Origin of the sequence: Marinobacter excellens LAMA 842 (assembly GCF_001574445.1) — a bacterium.
Taxonomy (GTDB): domain Bacteria; phylum Pseudomonadota; class Gammaproteobacteria; order Pseudomonadales; family Oleiphilaceae; genus Marinobacter; species Marinobacter shengliensis.
Genome location: NZ_LOCO01000015.1, coordinates 1 through 15,531 on the forward strand (window position 1 = coordinate 1; position 15,531 = coordinate 15,531).

At 56.4% G+C, this 15,531-nt stretch carries 13 protein-coding genes and 2 rRNA genes; 6 read left to right on the top strand and 9 right to left on the bottom strand.

Features of this window, described 5'->3' with window-relative positions; genetic code table 11:
• Both J122_RS12770 and rrf read left to right on the top strand, forming a co-directional pair.
• Positions 1 to 80, top strand: a 23S ribosomal RNA gene (locus tag J122_RS12770); the annotation flags it as partial.
• A 106-nt stretch (positions 81 to 186) separates the two neighbouring features.
• A 5S ribosomal RNA gene (gene rrf, locus J122_RS12775) occupies positions 187 to 300 on the top strand.
• A 57-nt stretch (positions 301 to 357) separates the two neighbouring features.
• Here the strand turns inward: rrf and J122_RS12780 are convergent.
• The 9 genes from J122_RS12780 to J122_RS12820 all read right to left on the bottom strand — a co-directional run bounded on the left by J122_RS12780 (position 358) and on the right by J122_RS12820 (position 12,637).
• The gene (locus tag J122_RS12780; RefSeq protein ID WP_061332641.1) at positions 358 to 1,110 is read right to left on the bottom strand and encodes a response regulator; all 753 of its coding nucleotides are present in this window, start codon (positions 1,108 to 1,110) and stop codon (positions 358 to 360) included.
• Positions 1,111 to 1,275: 165 nt separating this feature from the next.
• A complete protein-coding gene (locus tag J122_RS12785) occupies positions 1,276 to 1,956 on the bottom strand; it encodes a sensor histidine kinase (protein ID WP_061332642.1) in 681 nt (226 codons plus the stop codon).
• The gene (locus J122_RS12790; protein WP_061332643.1) at positions 1,953 to 3,596 is read right to left on the bottom strand and encodes a response regulator; all 1,644 of its coding nucleotides are present in this window, start codon (positions 3,594 to 3,596) and stop codon (positions 1,953 to 1,955) included. The genes J122_RS12785 and J122_RS12790 overlap by 4 nt, the downstream gene beginning before the upstream one ends.
• Entirely contained in the window at positions 3,593 to 7,111 is a 3,519-nt protein-coding gene (locus tag J122_RS12795) for a PAS domain-containing hybrid sensor histidine kinase/response regulator (protein ID WP_061332644.1), read from the bottom strand. Before J122_RS12795 ends, J122_RS12790 begins: the two co-directional genes overlap by 4 nt.
• A 27-nt stretch (positions 7,112 to 7,138) precedes the next feature.
• Positions 7,139 to 7,645: a hypothetical protein gene (locus J122_RS12800; protein WP_061332645.1), complete on the bottom strand. Its 507-nt coding sequence runs from the start codon at positions 7,643 to 7,645 to the stop codon at positions 7,139 to 7,141.
• 103 nt (positions 7,646 to 7,748) lie between these two features.
• Positions 7,749 to 9,518 carry a sodium:solute symporter family protein gene (locus J122_RS12805; protein ID WP_061332646.1) on the bottom strand — a complete coding sequence of 590 codons (1,770 nt, stop codon included), beginning with the start codon at positions 9,516 to 9,518 and terminating at the stop codon, positions 7,749 to 7,751.
• Positions 9,519 to 9,524: 6 nt separating this feature from the next.
• Entirely contained in the window at positions 9,525 to 9,788 is a 264-nt protein-coding gene (locus J122_RS12810; RefSeq protein ID WP_058090360.1) for a DUF4212 domain-containing protein, read from the bottom strand.
• Positions 9,789 to 9,998: 210 nt separating this feature from the next.
• Positions 9,999 to 10,706 carry a PolC-type DNA polymerase III gene (locus tag J122_RS12815; protein ID WP_061332647.1) on the bottom strand — a complete coding sequence of 236 codons (708 nt, stop codon included), beginning with the start codon at positions 10,704 to 10,706 and terminating at the stop codon, positions 9,999 to 10,001.
• A 14-nt stretch (positions 10,707 to 10,720) separates the two neighbouring features.
• A complete protein-coding gene (locus J122_RS12820) occupies positions 10,721 to 12,637 on the bottom strand; it encodes a putative nucleotidyltransferase substrate binding domain-containing protein (protein ID WP_061332648.1) in 1,917 nt (638 codons plus the stop codon).
• 197 nt (positions 12,638 to 12,834) lie between these two features.
• Between J122_RS12820 and smrA the strand changes: the two genes are divergently transcribed.
• The 4 genes from smrA to J122_RS12840 all read left to right on the top strand — a co-directional run.
• Positions 12,835 to 13,416 (top strand): DNA endonuclease SmrA, encoded by a 582-nt coding sequence (gene smrA / locus J122_RS12825; protein ID WP_061332649.1) that lies wholly within the window; start codon positions 12,835 to 12,837, stop codon positions 13,414 to 13,416.
• Positions 13,403 to 13,666, top strand: coding sequence for a hypothetical protein (locus J122_RS12830; protein ID WP_156471760.1), 264 nt, complete (start codon positions 13,403 to 13,405; stop codon positions 13,664 to 13,666). Before smrA ends, J122_RS12830 begins: the two co-directional genes overlap by 14 nt.
• 39 nt (positions 13,667 to 13,705) lie before the next feature.
• Entirely contained in the window at positions 13,706 to 14,194 is a 489-nt protein-coding gene (locus tag J122_RS12835; RefSeq protein ID WP_061332650.1) for a (2Fe-2S)-binding protein, read from the top strand.
• A gap of 1 nt (position 14,195) precedes the next feature.
• Positions 14,196 to 15,531: xanthine dehydrogenase family protein molybdopterin-binding subunit (locus J122_RS12840; RefSeq protein WP_156471761.1), on the top strand; the 1,336-nt coding region annotated here is incomplete at its 3' end.

Here is a 15,531-nt window from a genome sequence, read left to right on the forward strand (position 1 = left end):
CAGGACGTTGATAGGCTGGGTGTGTAAGCGCTGTGAGGCGTTGAGCTAACCAGTACTAATTGCTCGTGCGGCTTGACTATATAACACCCAAGACAATTGCGGATAACGCAGAGCAAGGCAAACGCCAGGCTCCATAGAAATCAACATCACGTTCCATCTCGTCCTTCCCAGTGATCATCCGTTTTGCCTGACGACCATAGCGGTCTGGAACCACCTGATCCCATCCCGAACTCAGAAGTGAAACAGACCAGCGCCGATGGTAGTGTGGTTCGCCCATGTGAGAGTAGGTCATCGTCAGGCTCTTAATACCGAAAGCCCCAGCGTCCTTGATGCTGGGGCTTTTTTATTTTGGGCCCGTTATCGGCTGATCAATTCGATCACCCCACCTACAATGCTGTGCATCAATTCAAACTGTTCATTGGTGTGCTCAATGTGATTGTCCAGGATGTTGGCCTGCCAGCTGCTAACCCATACCAGCGCTACGACCAGTAACACTGCCGTAGCCATCAGCCATCGGATGCTTCGGCTTTGACGGTTGATACGATCGGCGTGTTGGCGATGGGCGTTTTCGCTGGCTTGCCTGAGCTCCCTTAACTCTTCCTCAAGCTCTTCATAGGCTACTTCCAGGGTCGACATCCGACCGGTGAGTTTACGGGTAGCCTGCTCGGTATTCTCCTGTGCTGTTCTGCCAGTTTCTTCCACCGCGATTCTGAAAGCTTCGCTGTACTCGGGTTCCGGGCTGTTTACCAGTAAGGTATCCAGAGTTTTCTGCAGGTGCTCTCGATCAATCTGCTTGCGAATAACGCCAGCAGCGCCAAGGGTCTTTGCTTCGTCAATGTAGCGCTCGGCGTTCTGTGAGGTGTACATGAAAACAGGTATGTCGCGTGTGTGAGGCTGGCTTTTGAGTTGTTCCAGAGCCTGAAATCCGTTCATGCCCGGTAGAAGGTGATCCAGAAAGATAACGTCATAGGACTCGTGCTGGAGTAGCGAGAATGCTTCCTCTGCCGTTGAGACTCCTTTGCTACTGATGTCTGATCGTTCGAGGAGCCGGGCCAGGATGATCCTGGCAGTCGACGAATCTTCGATAATCAGTGCGTGCGCCCGTGCCATTGTAAGTGTGCTCCCTGTCCTTGCTCCGCCATCACGATTCTGTAGCTGCATTGGTAATGCAGGATTGCTTGTCGCACTATAAGCGGAGTTCAAAAAATATACAGGGGAGAGGGCGCCAGAGAGTCAGTTTTGCGACGCTCATTTGATTTTTCCAGGAAGGCACGATCAGGGCAGCCAGATTTCAAACACCCCTCCACCATATTTCCCACCGTTGTGCAGCGTTATTGAACCGGTGCGGTCGCCTTCTGTATGCAGCTTGGCCACGGAAGACGCGAAGAAAAGACCAAGGCTTGTGCTGCCGCTGTTGAAGTCGAGGGATTTGAAGCTGAGCGTCCCGGTATGTTGCATGCTCTCCGGATAGCCTGTGCCGTCATCTTCCACACCAAGCACCAGATAGCCATCCTGTTCCCGGGCGGTCAGGCGGATTCTGGTTTTGGTATAACGGATGGCGTTATTGATGGTGTTGTTGAGCACCCCGGTAAGCAGATCGTCATCAAAGAAACCATTGATGTCATCGGCTTCGATGGCGTAATCGATGCCCAGGCCATCAAGCAGGGGGACGTGTCGTGCCATATGCTCGGAGAGAAAATCCGGTACAAAGTGTTCATCAATGTGGGCTGACAGATTGTTCTCACCCAGCCGATAGATGCCCAGCAGCTGAACAAGGTCATTGTGCATGCGCTCGGCCTCGTACTGCAGCATATTGAACTTGCTGGAGCCGGACAGTGACTCTTCATGTTCGGTACGGAGTTCATCAAGGGTGTTCAGCAGCATGCCCAGGGAGTTTTTCATGTCATGCACGGCTGAAGCCAGTACCATTGAAAAGTCGATGTTGTGGTCAGTCATGCAGTCAGTCCTTTCAGTTTTCTGGCCAGTGCGCTGTAACGGCGGTGCTGTCTGTGTTGTTCAGGCAGACCTTCGAGCCGCCTGAGGCATTCCTGGCAGGTAGTGAGCAGGCTATGATCGTCAGGAGCCTGATCATACTTTCGCAGTAACACCTGAATCAGGTTGAGATTCAGAGCGGCATGATCCGGAACGATCGCCAAGGCTCGGTTGAAAGCCTCGACCGCGCCGTCCAGATCGCCGGATTCGAATGCTTTGATTCCATCCCGGTTGTATCCCCGGGCTTCTATTTTCTGGCGGAAGCCAACGGGTTCATCGAGAAGGTTTTCAATTTTCTGCAGAGTTTCCGGGTTGTCTCCGTAACGAGCCGCCAGATCCGATAGCAACGACTTGGCCTCTTCATCACGCCCCAACCTGAACAGGGTCTTGGCATAGTCGAGGCCCAGATCTGCTGGGATGTCTTCCAGTGTTTCCAATTCTGCCCGTAAGTCGCCCAGCAGTTTTTCTGCAGATTTCTGGTTGCCCTGTCCGGCGTGAACACGGCATTGCACAATACGACTTTTCAGGCCAATGCTGTCGTCGTCGGCGAAACGCTTTTCCATCTTCGATAGCACATTCAAGGCTTCTGCCGCATGTTCCGCACCTTCGGCTTCCGGGTGTCCTTCGCTAAGGTCGGAGAGGCTTTGAGCCAGCGACAGGTAGTGATCAGAGTTATCGTGAATCGAATAGGTTCCCAGTGTCACCGTCTGCCGCCAGGCCTGTGAGGCAGTGTCTATGTCCTGGTTGGTACCGGCCAGTAGCGCCAGGTGCTTCTGGCGTAGCAGGGCGTTTGGTGAGTGTTCTGCGGCTTTTTCCAGGATCTGCTGGGCTTGTACTGCTTTGCCCTGCTTTTCCAGCCCTTCGGCCAACAGGTCGTAGGCTTCCATGTAATCGGGGTGTTTGGCGATCAGTGCTTTCAAACCTTCCACAGAGTCGTCAAAGTTTCTGTTACCCAACAATACCTTGCAACGGCCCAGTCGGGCCCAGGAAAGCTCCCGCTGCGCAAGTACCTCGTCATACACTTTCAGGGCGTGTGACAGATCGCCGACGATGAAATAGAGTTCGCCCAGGGTTTTCATTAGCCAGGTTTTGTACCTTGGTTGTTTGGGCAGTAGCTGTAGGCACTGTGAAATGGCCTCAGGGTAGTTCTCCCGATCCATTTCACGGGTAATCGGTAGCAAGGCACTACGTTGCTGAACCAGAGCGCCAAGGCGCTTCTCCAGCATGGCGCGGTTCAACGGCTTGGTCAGGTAAGCATCCGGTTGGTATTCACGGGCGCCCATGACCATCTCTTTGGACGTTTCGGCGGTCACCATCAAGAACAGGGAGGAGCGGCTCAGAAGCTTTTTGTGCCGGAGCTCCTCAAGAATATGCTGGCCGTTCTTGCCTTCCCCCAGGTTGTAATCACACAGGACAACATCTACGTGGTTGTAGGTGCAATACTGGATTGCCGGGGTGGCGTGAGCCACCAGCTCGATCTTGTCTGCGCCACAGCTTCTGAGCATCTGGCGCATCGATAGACGGAAGTTCTCGAAATCATCAACCACCAGGAAGTTGAGCTTTCCAAAGGGGTTGATCGCGTCTTTCCTGTCGGTCTGGTTCATGCGCGCTTCTGTTTAAGTAGTTTGTTGACGAGCGCTCTCAGTGCCGCCGGTTTAACCGGCTTGTAGAGAACCTGATAGCCGCGGTTTCCAGCGTCTTCGCGTACCTCTGGCGCCATATAACCGGTAATCAGAATGCCCGGTATGCCATGGCCAAGTTTGTCTCTGATGCTGTCCATAGCATCCAGCCCATTGCGGTTATCATCAAGCTGATAATCGGCAAGTATAATATCCGGTAAGCGGTCTGCCAGTTTTTCCAGGGCATCTTCCAGGCTTTCGGCCGCAGTCACATCACACTGCCAGTTACCCAGTAACGCGACCATACCCTGAAGTATGGCTGGATCGTTATCGATACACAGAACATGCAAGCCTCCCAGACTGGATACCCGCCTTGTGCTGGCGCCTGGCTTGTTGTATTCGGCGCGGCTCAGGTCTGGCGGTGCAAGTGGTACGGTGATACCGAAAACGCTCCCTTTGCCCTGAACTGAGTGTACGGTGACCGGGTGGTTCAGCATGCCGCTGATGCGGTCCACAATGGCCAGGCCAAGACCCAGCCCCTTCTTGTCACGGCCATGCTGGAAGCGCCGGAACTCCTCGAAAATATGGGTGAGCTGGTCTTCGGACATTCCTGGGCCGGTGTCCCAGACCTCAATGCGCAGGTAGCCTTTGAGCCGACGGCAGCCCATCAGTATCTTGCCACTGGCCGTGTAGCGAATGGCGTTGGACAGGAAGTTCTGGACTACCCGGCGTAGCAACTTGACGTCTGATCGTACCCAGGCACTGCTGGGAACAACATGCAGGTCCAGCTCCTGATCTTTGGCGATAGCAGAGAATTCCGTTGCCAGGTGGCGGAGCAGTTCGTTGACCGGGAACACGCCGATATCCGGCTCCAGTGCCCCGGCGTCCAGCTTGGAGATATCGAGCAAGGTGCTGATGATCTCTTCAGCCGCGCCAAGTGAGCTGTCGATGTGCTCAACCAGTTCACGGGTATCACCTTCAATAACCTTGCCTGACAGGGCGGAGGTGAATAGCCGTGCCGCATTCAATGGTTGAAGCAGGTCGTGGCTGGCCGAGGCAAGAAACCGGGTCTTGCTCTGGTTGGCCTGTTCCGCGACTGATTTTGCTTTCAGCATCTGCTCGTTGATCACCTGCAGTTCCTGAGTACGTTCCCGTACCCGTTGCTCCAGGTAGATATTGGTCTCCTTCAGGGCCTGCTCGGTGCGACGCATGGCTGTAATGTCCTGGAACGTGGTGACATAGCCACCCCCGGGGATGGGACTACCATCTACCCGGACAACGGTGCCATCCGGACGCTGACGTTCGTAAGACATGGGTTTGCCTTCGCGCATGCTGTTGCAGCGGTTATCGATGATGTCATCTATGCGTCTCGCTGACAGGTTGGCGTTAGTCAGGTTGTAACGCATCAGGTCTTCCACCGGCCGGCCAACCCGGACGAATCCTTTCGGGTAATTGAACAGCTCCAGGTAGCGGTGGTTCCAAACCACCAACTGCTGTTGATGATTGACCACCGATACACCCAGGCTGATGTTCTCGATTGCGGATTGCAGCAGCTCGCGGCTGAAGGTCATGGCCTGAGACGCTTCATCTACGATGCTGACCACATCCTCGATCTGCATATCCCGCCCGGTCAGGGTGGACTCCAGGACGACACGGGCGGTAGACGCACCAATAACCGAGGCCAGTTGGCGCTCGATGTATTTCATCAGGTGGGTAGAGGCGGGCCGGTGCGGGTACAGCCTGATGGCGTTGCGGCGCTCGTAATTGCGGAAGACGCTCTCGGAGCGTTCCTCACCCATGAAACGATCGGTCAGGGCCTGGAGATCGGAGGTCAGGACTTCGCCCTGCCAGCTCTGATGTTGTGCGCTTTCCGGTTTTGGCTGGGCTTCATGGAAGAAGGCGGCAATCTGGATTCGTTCGCGGATGCGCTGCCGGGTTACCAGTGACAGCAGGATGTAGGTGCCAGTGTTAATGCCGAGGCTCCAGATAATGCCGTGGCTGATCTGGTCCAGCTCAGAGCCGAACAGGGCAGTCGGGCGGGTCCAGTTCAGGCCAAACAGCCCCTGTTCGATCAGCGTGTCGGCAATCCAGCCGGTGGACACCATGGCTGGTAACAGCAGGGTGTAGCACCACATCAGGAAGCCAAGACCGAGGCCCCAGGCGGCCCCGGTAAAATTCCCGCGCCGCCAGATGATGCCGCCCACCAGGGCTGGCCCAAACTGGGCGGCGGCGGCAAAGGACAGCAGGCCGAAAGCGGTGAGGCTGTAATCGGCGCCCGCCATCCGGTAAAAACCGTAAGCGGTAAACAGCACGACAAAGATGGCTACCCGGCGAATGGTGAGCAAAAGGAAGCTCAGGTCTGTCCTGCGGTTCATGCCGGGCCGGAAAAAACGCAATAGCCCGGGCATGATGATTTCGTTGCTGACCATGGTGGCAATGGCCACAGAACAGACAATAACCATGGCCGCTGCCGCTGAGCCGCCGCCGAGGAAGGCTAGCACGGCCAGCCATTGCTCACCCGCCACGATGGGCAGTTGCAGGATGATAATGTCGGGATCACCGCCGGCGAGATCGGAGTTCAGTAGTCCTGCAGCTGCAATGGGCAGTACAAAGGCGCTGGCAATGACCAGGTAAATCGGCATGGCCCACCGCGCTGTCTCAAAGTCACGGTGATCAGCATTTTCCACGACCATGACGTGAAACTGGCGGGGAAGGCAGACAATCGCCAGCATGGCGATCAGGGTTTGAGTGAGGAACGCAGGTGTCTCAAGGGAACTGGTGGTCAGGGTGCCCACCAGGTCGGCCTGTTTCACCCGGCTGAACAGGTCGCCAAAACCATTATAAAGCCCGTAACCAACAAACAGGCCAACAGCGATGAAGGCCACCAGTTTGATCAGTGATTCAAAGGCGACCGCCTGGATCATGCCTCGATGATGCTCGGTTGATTCAAGGTGTCGGGTGCCGAATAACACGGTAAAGACTGCCAGGGCCAGGGTGATGTACCAGGCGGAGTCATTCCAGGCAGCCGTGCTCAGTTCCTGGTAGCCGATTCCCCCCTCGGTCAGTACGTTAAAGCCCAGCGCAATGGCTTTGAGCTGCAGCGCAATATAGGGAACGCTGCCAATCAGGGCAAAGATGGCCACCATGGCCGCCAGCACCTGGGACTTGCCGTAACGGGAGGCGATAAAGTCGGCAATGGAGGTGCTGTTGTTGCGTTTACTGATGTAAATAATGCGTCGCAAGAGCGGTGCAAAGAACAGGAATACCAGTAGCGGCCCCAGGTAGATGGGAAGAAAGGCAAAGCCTTCCTGGGTGGCTCGCCCGACGGCACCGTAGAATGTCCAGGAGGTAAAGTAGACCGCCAGTGATAGAGCGTAGATGTGGGTTCGCGCCAGCCTGCGTCGATACAATCCCGGGTGTCGGTCACCCGCCCAGGCAATGACGAACAACAGGGAAATGTAGCTAATGGATATAACTATCAGCAGCCAGGCGCTAATCATGCTTTGTTGTTATCCGGTTATCCGATGTCAGTTACCGCACACGGTTCTGTAAAGAGGATCGTTTGCGGTCAGCAACTTCATATTGTCCACCCGTGGCACGCCATCTGAACCAAGGGGAACCAGCTCCCGGCTCTGGCAATGGATCAGGTGAGCCCGGTGTGATACCGCGTCTGTCACGGTTTGCTCAAAACGGTAGAGGGTGAAGCGAACAATATCGTCGTCGCTGGTATCTCGGCGGAAATCACTGGTGTCGACGGTGGAGAAGGCGGTGACATAGGGAAATACGAAGGTCCAGGGGCGGAAGAAAATCTTCTCCTGCTCAGTCGCCACGACAACCGCCTCTTCAGGGAGCAGTGATCGCTTGTGGTCATACCAAGTGTATTCGCCATAAACAAGGTAGCCGAGCATGCCGGCACCTGCAAACACTGGAATGATCCATCGCGGTGCACGCTTTGCGGTGGCGGCGCGAATGCCCATGGCGATGCCTGCGGCCCCGAGACCGCAAACAATAGTGGCAACAAAAGTCCAGAACATAGGATTGGATTCCTTAACTCAAAAAAGAACGGGCTCCCTCAGTGAGGAAGCCCGTTCGGTCTCAACCCGTCATTCGTTTCAATGAATCAGGCTGTCTTTCAGCTTAGTGGTCTTGAGCGCTGCCGGCACCGCGTGGGTAACGGACGCTTTCAACCAGCTCCTGGATTTCAACAGGCGGCTCGGCAGTCACTTTCGATACCCCGAAGGCTACCGCAAAGTTGACCAGAGCACCAACCGCACCGATGGACAGCGGGGAAATACCCAGTACCCAGAACTCGGCGGTATCCGGCAGGTTGTTGGTTCCCGGAATGAAGAACCAGCCCTTGTAGATGAAGATGTAGACCAGGGTGAAGATCAGACCGGCCAACATACCCAGGGTAGCGCCTACGTTGTTCACGCGCTTGGAGAAGATCCCCATCATCAGCGCCGGGAACAGGGAGGCGGCAGCGATACCAAAGGCCAGTGCGACCACCTGTGCCGCGAACCCGGGCGGGTTGGCGCCCAGCCAGGTGGCGACGACGATGGCGACGGCCATGGAGATCCGTGCCGCCAACAGCTCGCCCTTATCGGTGATGTTGGGGTTAATTCGGCCTTTGATCAGGTCGTGACTCACCGCAGAGGAAATGGCCAACAACAGACCTGCCGCAGTGGACAGAGCTGCAGCCAGACCGCCGGCAGCAATCAGGCCAATAACCCAGCCGGGCAGGTTGGCGATTTCCGGGTTGGCCAGTACCAGGATGTCGTTGTTAACAGACAGCTCGTTGCCTTCCCAGCCGCGCTCTGCTGCGGTGGCTGCGAAATCGGCGTTGCCGTCGTTATACACCTGGATGCGGCCGTCGTTGTTTTTGTCCTCGAACTTGATCAGACCGGTTTCTTCCCAGGTGGCAATCCAGGCAGGGCGCGCATCGTACTCGATGGGCTCGGCTGCAGTGCCTTCCGGATAGATCGTGGTCATCAGGTTCAGACGCGCCATGGAAGCAACAGCCGGAGCAGTCAGGTACAGCAGGGCGATGAAGACCAGTGCCCAGCCGCCGGACCAACGAGCGTCAGCTACCTTGGGAACGGTGAAGAAACGGATGATAACGTGGGGCAGACCAGCGGTACCGATCATCAGGGACAGGGTAAACAGAACCATGTTCAGTTTGTTGTCGATGTCCGCTGTGTATTCCCGGAAGCCGAGGTCGGTAACCACCATGTTCAGTTTTTCAAGCAACGGCAGACCGGATTCAGTATGGGTTGAGAACATACCGAACATCGGGATCGGATTGCCGGTCAGCTGCAGTGAAATGAACACCGCCGGAATGGTGTAGGCGATGATCAGTACGCAGTACTGGGCCACCTGGGTGTAGGTGATGCCTTTCATGCCACCGAGTACGGCGTAGATAAAGACCACAACCGCTGCGATCATCAGGCCGTTGGTGGCGTCTACTTCCAGGAAGCGGGAGAAGGCAACACCGGCGCCGGCCATCTGGCCGATAACGTAGGTGACGGAGGCAACGATCAGACAGATAACGGCGACCAGACGTGCGTTGGCGCTGTAGTAGCGGTCACCAATGAACTCGGGAACCGTGAATTTGCCGAACTTACGCAGGTAAGGAGCCAGCAGCATGGCCAGCAGAACGTAGCCGCCGGTCCAGCCCATCAGGAACGTGGAGTTTGCATAACCACCGGCGGCGATAAGGCCCGCCATGGATATGAAGGACGCGGCAGACATCCAGTCGGCGCCGATCGCCATACCGTTGGTGACCGGGTGAACGCCGCCGCCGGCAACGTAGAAATCGCTGGTGCTGCCGGCTTTCGCCCACACAGCGATCAGGATATACAGGAGGAAGGAACCCCCGACGAAAAGCAGGTTGATTGCAAATTGGCTCATGGTGTCTTACTCCTCATGTACGCCGAATTGCTCGTCGATCTTGTTCATACGCCAGGCGTAGAAAAAGATCAGGGCAATGAAGGTAAGAATGGAGCCTTGCTGGGCGAACCAGAAACCGAGATCGGTGCCACCGACCGGAATGCCCGCCAGCATGGGACGTAACAGAATGGCGAAACCATAAGACACCAGGGCCCAGATAATCAGGCTCCCGAATATCAGGCGCAAGTTCGCCTTCCAGTAGTTTTCAGCGTCGTAGCTATGACCTGACATACACATCACTCCTGTATTGTTGTTGTGGAGGTTGGGTGGATTACTTGTGGGGTGTTGCGGATAGAGAATTTATTATTCATGTAGTACTTCTCCGACTTGTTGTCTCCTCCGACTTTACTGGTCAATGGAATTATGGATATTGGCAAATGGTCTAACTCTCAGTAACTTGCCTTGTAATTGGTCAAGGGCATCAGGCGCTGAAGCAGGTTGTCAGTAGCGGTGCATGTTCTGTAAACGGCGCTGATAATGCAGCTTTTCCGCCAGTTCTTTCAGGTTCTTGGCGCCATTTTTTTGCGCCCGGTTCAGGGCCATGAGTGTCAGTTCTGCGGTCACCAGGGCATCGGCAGCAGCGTGATGCCGTTCACTGACTTCGAGTTTGAAGAAGTCGGCCCAGTGGTCGAGGCTGCGCCCTTTCGTTTCCGCTTTTGGGAATATCGCCGGTAGTAGCTCGGCAACGTCCATCCAGATGTGGGGAACGGTGTAGCCAAGTTGGGCTTTCAGAGTTTTTTCGAGGAATTTCTGGTCGAATGCGGAGTGGTAGGCGAGAATTGGGTCGCCGTTCATCCACTCCAGCAGGTAGAGCAGTGCATCTTCGGTTTCGTGGCCCTGGGTCAGGGCCTCCGGCCCGATACCATGGATCAGCACGGTTTCCCGGATATCGAGCTCCGGTCGGCGCAGGATCAGATCAAACTGATCATTCAGGTGAATAACTCCGCCCTCAATAGCCACAGCGCCGATGGCGATAACTTCATCTTTCGAGGTATTCAGTCCGGTGGTCTCAAGGTCCAGTACGATCAGGCGGCACCGGGACAGCGGCTGGTCGCTCACCGTTTTCGGCGTGGGCAGGTTGTCTGGATCGTGATTGCCAACGGCGCCGCCCCTTCGCTGTGCCAGCCATTGCTTGATGTAGTCGAGCATGGTGTTTCCGGTACCTAGAGTTGGTAAGTGACTTCCAGCTTTTGCTGCAGCCTTTGAGCCTGGCGGAAAGACTCCCGCAGGATGCGTCGGTCGAGCGGGTTCAGGTCGTCCGGATCAATGTAGTTGGTCAGTTCCTCGCCCCTGTCCAGCATCTCCTGGTGGGCACGCATACGGATGGCCTGGATCAGGCTGTACGCCTCTTTCCACGCGTTTGCATCTTTGGCGTCAAAAACCCCCTTGCGGGACAGGGCGTCCATTCGCTCCAGGGTATTGGCAGCTTCCACCCCGTGGGCCAGGGCGAATACCCGGACGGATTCGACAAACGGCGCCAGGCCTTGTCGTTTCAGGTCCAGAGAATGCTTTTTCTCGTCATTCAGATAGCGAAAGTTCCTGAACATGGTGAGCGGTGGTTTGCGTTGCAGCGCATTGCCCGCCAGCATCTTCTGGAACAGGGCGTTCTTGCGAATCCTGTCCAGAACTTTCTCCAGCAATCGGTGCAATGGCTCCGTTGGCCCGAATACTGAGCGCATATCGAGGAAGATGGATGAGTACACCAGATTCTGGGGAGTGGAGGCGTCGATAAACCGAACGAACCAGTCATCCCACTCCCGATCACTCAGACACAGTTTCGGGTTGCTTGCCATGATGTTGCCTTTACACAGGGTAAAGCCACACTCGGCCAATTCATCATTCACCTTGCGCGCGAACGGCAGCAGTTTTTCCCGAACCTGGTCCTCGGTCATGTCCTCGGGCGTCTCGAACAGGATACCGTTGTCCTGGTCGGTCAGCAGAGTTTGTTCCTGCCGGCCTTCGCTGCCAAAGGTCAGCCAGGTGAAAGGGATACTGGGATCGTTTTTCTTCAGGTTCAGTTCCAGTACCCGCCGGACGGTCACATCGTTGAGCGTGGTGATGATCTTGACCACCTGACCGGAGTCCGCGCCGTGGGCCAGCATGGAATCCACCAGGCGGGAAACGTCGGTGCGCAGGCTCACCAGCGTGCGCAGGTGGGTGGCTGTACCGATGGTCCGGGCCAGGTTCACCAGGTCCACGCGTTGGAGGGAGAACAGGTCCCGCTCGGAGACCACCCCAATCAGATGGTTTTCCTCATCGACCACGCACAGATGTGCAAAGTGGTGCTCGGCCATCAACATGGCCGCTTCAAAGGCATCGGCCGTTGAGGGTAAACAGCAGGGATCTGCTGTCATGACCTGCCGGATAGGGGTGTCGAGGGGGCCTCGTTCCTCGGCAATCATGGTCCGCAAATCGCGCAGCGTGAAGATGCCCTTCGGGTGGCGGTTGTCATCCGTAATAATGATGCTGCCCACATTATTCTCATGCATGCGGGCCACCGCCTTGCGCACCGGCAGGTCAGGCGAGCAAACGATGGGATTGCGCAGGGCGTAACGTTCAAGCGGGGTATCCAGGCTATTGCTGGACCCGATCGAGGCCATCGCCTTGGACTGGATGCGCTGGTTGACCTGATCCAGCAGGCTGCTGACACCGCGCAGGCAGAAGTCCCGGAAGGGTTCGCTTTCGGAGAACAGGGTGATGAACGCTTTTTGTTCAATGCTCAGGCAGAAGGTGTCTCCGGAGGCCCGGTGCAGGGTACGGGTAGGACGCTCGCCAATCAGGGCAGCCAGCGGAAAGCATTCGCCCTGGCTGATTTCGAAGGTGGTTTCTGCCCGATCCTCTTTTTCGTTGTGGCGTTCGCCCCGAATACGGCCTTGTTTAACGATGTAAAAGCGCTTTACTACGCCGTCATCCGGCGAGAGCACCACGTCTTCATCGGCGTAGAACCTCAGGGTGGCATGTTCAGCAAAATGGGCCAGGTGGGTGTCATCCATGCTGGAAAAAGGTGCATGTTCCCGCAGAAATGTCATGATGGCTCGGGTGTTCTGGGGGCGGGATGTGTCCTGGTTCGCTGCTGCCATATCGCAATCCGTCGTGGGTCGGAGTTGGTCGGCCTTCGCCGCTGTTCCGTAGTTATTGTTGTCCGCTTGCAGTGTAGTTCAGCGGAGCCATGTTATGCCCTACGATTTTGGTCGAAACGTGTCTCAGGGCTTTTCTTTATGGTAGCCCGGCACGGTGGTAGAGTTCTGACATTCGTCAATCCAGAAACAGATAGCTCATGACCAGTAAAGATGAACGCCTGGCGTTTCTTGAAGAGATGAAGGATGTCCGGCGTATTCGGAAACCCAATCGGGCCGAAGTGTCGACCCCCAGGGAGCTGACGCCCGGGCATCTGGAACGGCAGAAAGCGGCCGTTGAAAAGCCGGTTCGTGACCTGAACCCGCTGACTTCTGACATGGTTGAGCCGCTGACGGCCCATGACGTCCTTAGCTGGATGCGGCCCGGTATTCAGCATGGTGTGTTCCGCAAGCTCCGGCTGGGGCAGTACCCGATCGAGGCCAGGCTGGATCTGCACCGGATGACCGTTGAGGAAGCCCGCCGGGAGGTATTTGCGTTTATCAACGATTGTGTGCGCTACGGCTTGCGTTCAGTCATCATTTTGCACGGTAAGGGTGAGCGCAACCCCGATGGCATTGCCCAGTTGAAAAGCTACCTGGCGAAGTGGCTTCCGGAACTGGACAGCGTACTGGCCTTTCACTCGGCCCAGAAACACCATGGTGGAACCGGCGCGGTCTATGTCATGGTTCGCAAGAGCGACCGGGACAAACAGAATAATCGGGAATTGCATGGCCGCCGGTGATCAACGAATCACGGTACTGCATTTCAAACAGCTGATGAGGTTATTGATGATGAAAAAGGGTTCTCTGGTGGTGATTGTTATGGCCGGCCTGTTCACTCTGGCGGGTTGCAAAGACCGGGTGATCTGGGACGACAACGGCAAGGTGGAGAGTGCCACCAAAGATCGTGAAGTCTGGGATTCCAATGGCAAAATGAATACCGGTGACCGCAAGATCTGGGTAGACCAGGATGGCAAAGAAGTGATCAAGTGAACGAATTCGTCTTCCAGCAAATAATAAAAGGAAAGGCCCATGGCATTCAGCCTGACGATTAACGGCCAAAGGCACACAGTTGATGTTGATTCCGATACGCCTCTGTTGTGGGTGATTCGGGATGAAGTTGGGCTCAAGGGCACCAAGTTTGGTTGCGGTGCCGGCTTGTGCGGCGCTTGCACGGTTCATGTTAACGGTCAGCCAGCGCGCTCCTGTTCAACACCGGTGGCGTCGGTAGACGGCGCTTCCGTGACCACTATCGAAGGTTTGTCCGAAGATGGCCAGTTGCACCCGTTGCAACAGGCCTGGATTGATCAGGGCGTTCCCCAGTGCGGATACTGTCAGTCGGGCCAGATCATGACCGCAGCGCACCTTCTGAACAACAATCCGTCGCCATCTCGTCAGGACATTGTGACCGCCATGACCGGAAACCTGTGCCGGTGCGGTACCTATTCCCGTATTGTCGCCGCCGTCGAGGCGGTTGCCGGTTCGGTTGGCCATTACCAGCCCGCCGGGGAGGACGCCTGACATGACCATGAATCGTCGTGATTTTCTGAAAGTCAGCACGGGTGCTTCAGGCAGCTTGATACTGGCGGTATCTATCCCGGGGTGCGCCTCTGTCCAGACCGGGTACCAGCCCGAGACCGGAGAGTGGAAGCCGGATATCTGGCTGGAATTGACCCGTGATGATGAAATCATCTTTACCCTGGCCCGGGTTGAGATGGGGCAGGGCACCTACACCGGTTTGACCACCCTGGTGGCTGAAGAACTGGATGTGGAGCCGAGCAGGATTAAAGTCAGGTTTGCCCCGGTGGCGCCGGAATACCGAAACCCCCTGTTTGGTTTGCAGCTGACCGGCGGCAGTACCAGCCTGGCCACAAGCTGGGAGCCGCTGAGGGTTGCCGGCGCGCAGGCCCGACAGATGTTGGTGATGGCGGCTGCCCGGGTGTGGGAAGTAGACGCGGACCAGTGCACTACCCAGGATGGCCGGGTGGTGCATCCTAACGGACTTGATTCGTTACGTTACGGCCAATTGGTGAAGCTGGCGGACCGGGAAGTTATCCGGGGCAAGGTGCCCCTCAAACCCCGCGCCGAATGGAAATACATCGGCCGCAAAGGCGGCAAGCTGGATGCCCGTGCCAAGGCTACGGGAACCGCCGTCTACGGGATGGATGTCGAGCTTCCTGGCATGGTCTATGCGGTTATGACCCGCAGCCCCCGCTACGGCGGCAAGGCCAGCAGCTTCAACCGCGATGACGTCATCGGTATGCCAGGTGTAACCGATGCCTTCATCACTGAGCGCGGTGTTGCTCTGGTTGCCCAGCGCTATTGGCAGGCAAGAAAGGCTCAGCAGAAATTGCAGGTAGAGTGGGACTTCTCTGAAGCGCTGGATACCGACACAGAAGCCGTTTTTGAGGGTTACCGCAAGGCCGCGAGTGAAAATTCCGGGGTCAAAGAACGCAGTGAGGGTAATGTCGATACGGCAGCCGATCGGGCAAAACAGGTGGTTGAAGCCGAGTATGAGCAGCCCTATCTGGCCCATGCCACCATGGAACCGATGAATGCCACGGCCTGGTATCGCGATGGTGGAATGGATGTCTGGGCACCCACCCAGGCGCCAGACCTGGGGCGCATTGCGGCGGCCCGTCATACCGATCTGTCACCGGGCAAGATAAACATCCACACCACATTTCTTGGCGGCGGGTTTGGCCGTCGCCTCACCCAGGATTATATCGAAGAAGCTGCGGCGGTGGCTTACCAACTGAAAGTTCCGGTCAAGCTGATCTGGTCCCGGGAAGAAGATACCCGCCACGGCTTCCTTCGCCCCGCCATGTTGCACCGGATGAAAGCCAGCCTGAACGACG

Coding starts and splice junctions, on each gene's coding strand:
- J122_RS12790 (WP_061332643.1), bottom strand. CDS start 3,596: ATGAACCAGACCGACAGGAAAGACGCGATCAACCCCTTTGGAAAGCTC.
- J122_RS12820 (WP_061332648.1), bottom strand. CDS start 12,637: ATGGCAGCAGCGAACCAGGACACATCCCGCCCCCAGAACACCCGAGCC.
- J122_RS12810 (WP_058090360.1), bottom strand. CDS start 9,788: ATGTCAGGTCATAGCTACGACGCTGAAAACTACTGGAAGGCGAACTTG.
- J122_RS12800 (WP_061332645.1), bottom strand. CDS start 7,645: ATGTTCTGGACTTTTGTTGCCACTATTGTTTGCGGTCTCGGGGCCGCA.
- J122_RS12780 (WP_061332641.1), bottom strand. CDS start 1,110: ATGGCACGGGCGCACGCACTGATTATCGAAGATTCGTCGACTGCCAGG.
- J122_RS12785 (WP_061332642.1), bottom strand. CDS start 1,956: ATGACTGACCACAACATCGACTTTTCAATGGTACTGGCTTCAGCCGTG.
- J122_RS12795 (WP_061332644.1), bottom strand. CDS start 7,111: ATGATTAGCGCCTGGCTGCTGATAGTTATATCCATTAGCTACATTTCC.
- J122_RS12835 (WP_061332650.1), top strand. CDS start 13,706: ATGGCATTCAGCCTGACGATTAACGGCCAAAGGCACACAGTTGATGTT.
- smrA (WP_061332649.1), top strand. CDS start 12,835: ATGACCAGTAAAGATGAACGCCTGGCGTTTCTTGAAGAGATGAAGGAT.
- J122_RS12805 (WP_061332646.1), bottom strand. CDS start 9,518: ATGAGCCAATTTGCAATCAACCTGCTTTTCGTCGGGGGTTCCTTCCTC.
- J122_RS12815 (WP_061332647.1), bottom strand. CDS start 10,706: ATGCTCGACTACATCAAGCAATGGCTGGCACAGCGAAGGGGCGGCGCC.
- J122_RS12830 (WP_156471760.1), top strand. CDS start 13,403: ATGGCCGCCGGTGATCAACGAATCACGGTACTGCATTTCAAACAGCTG.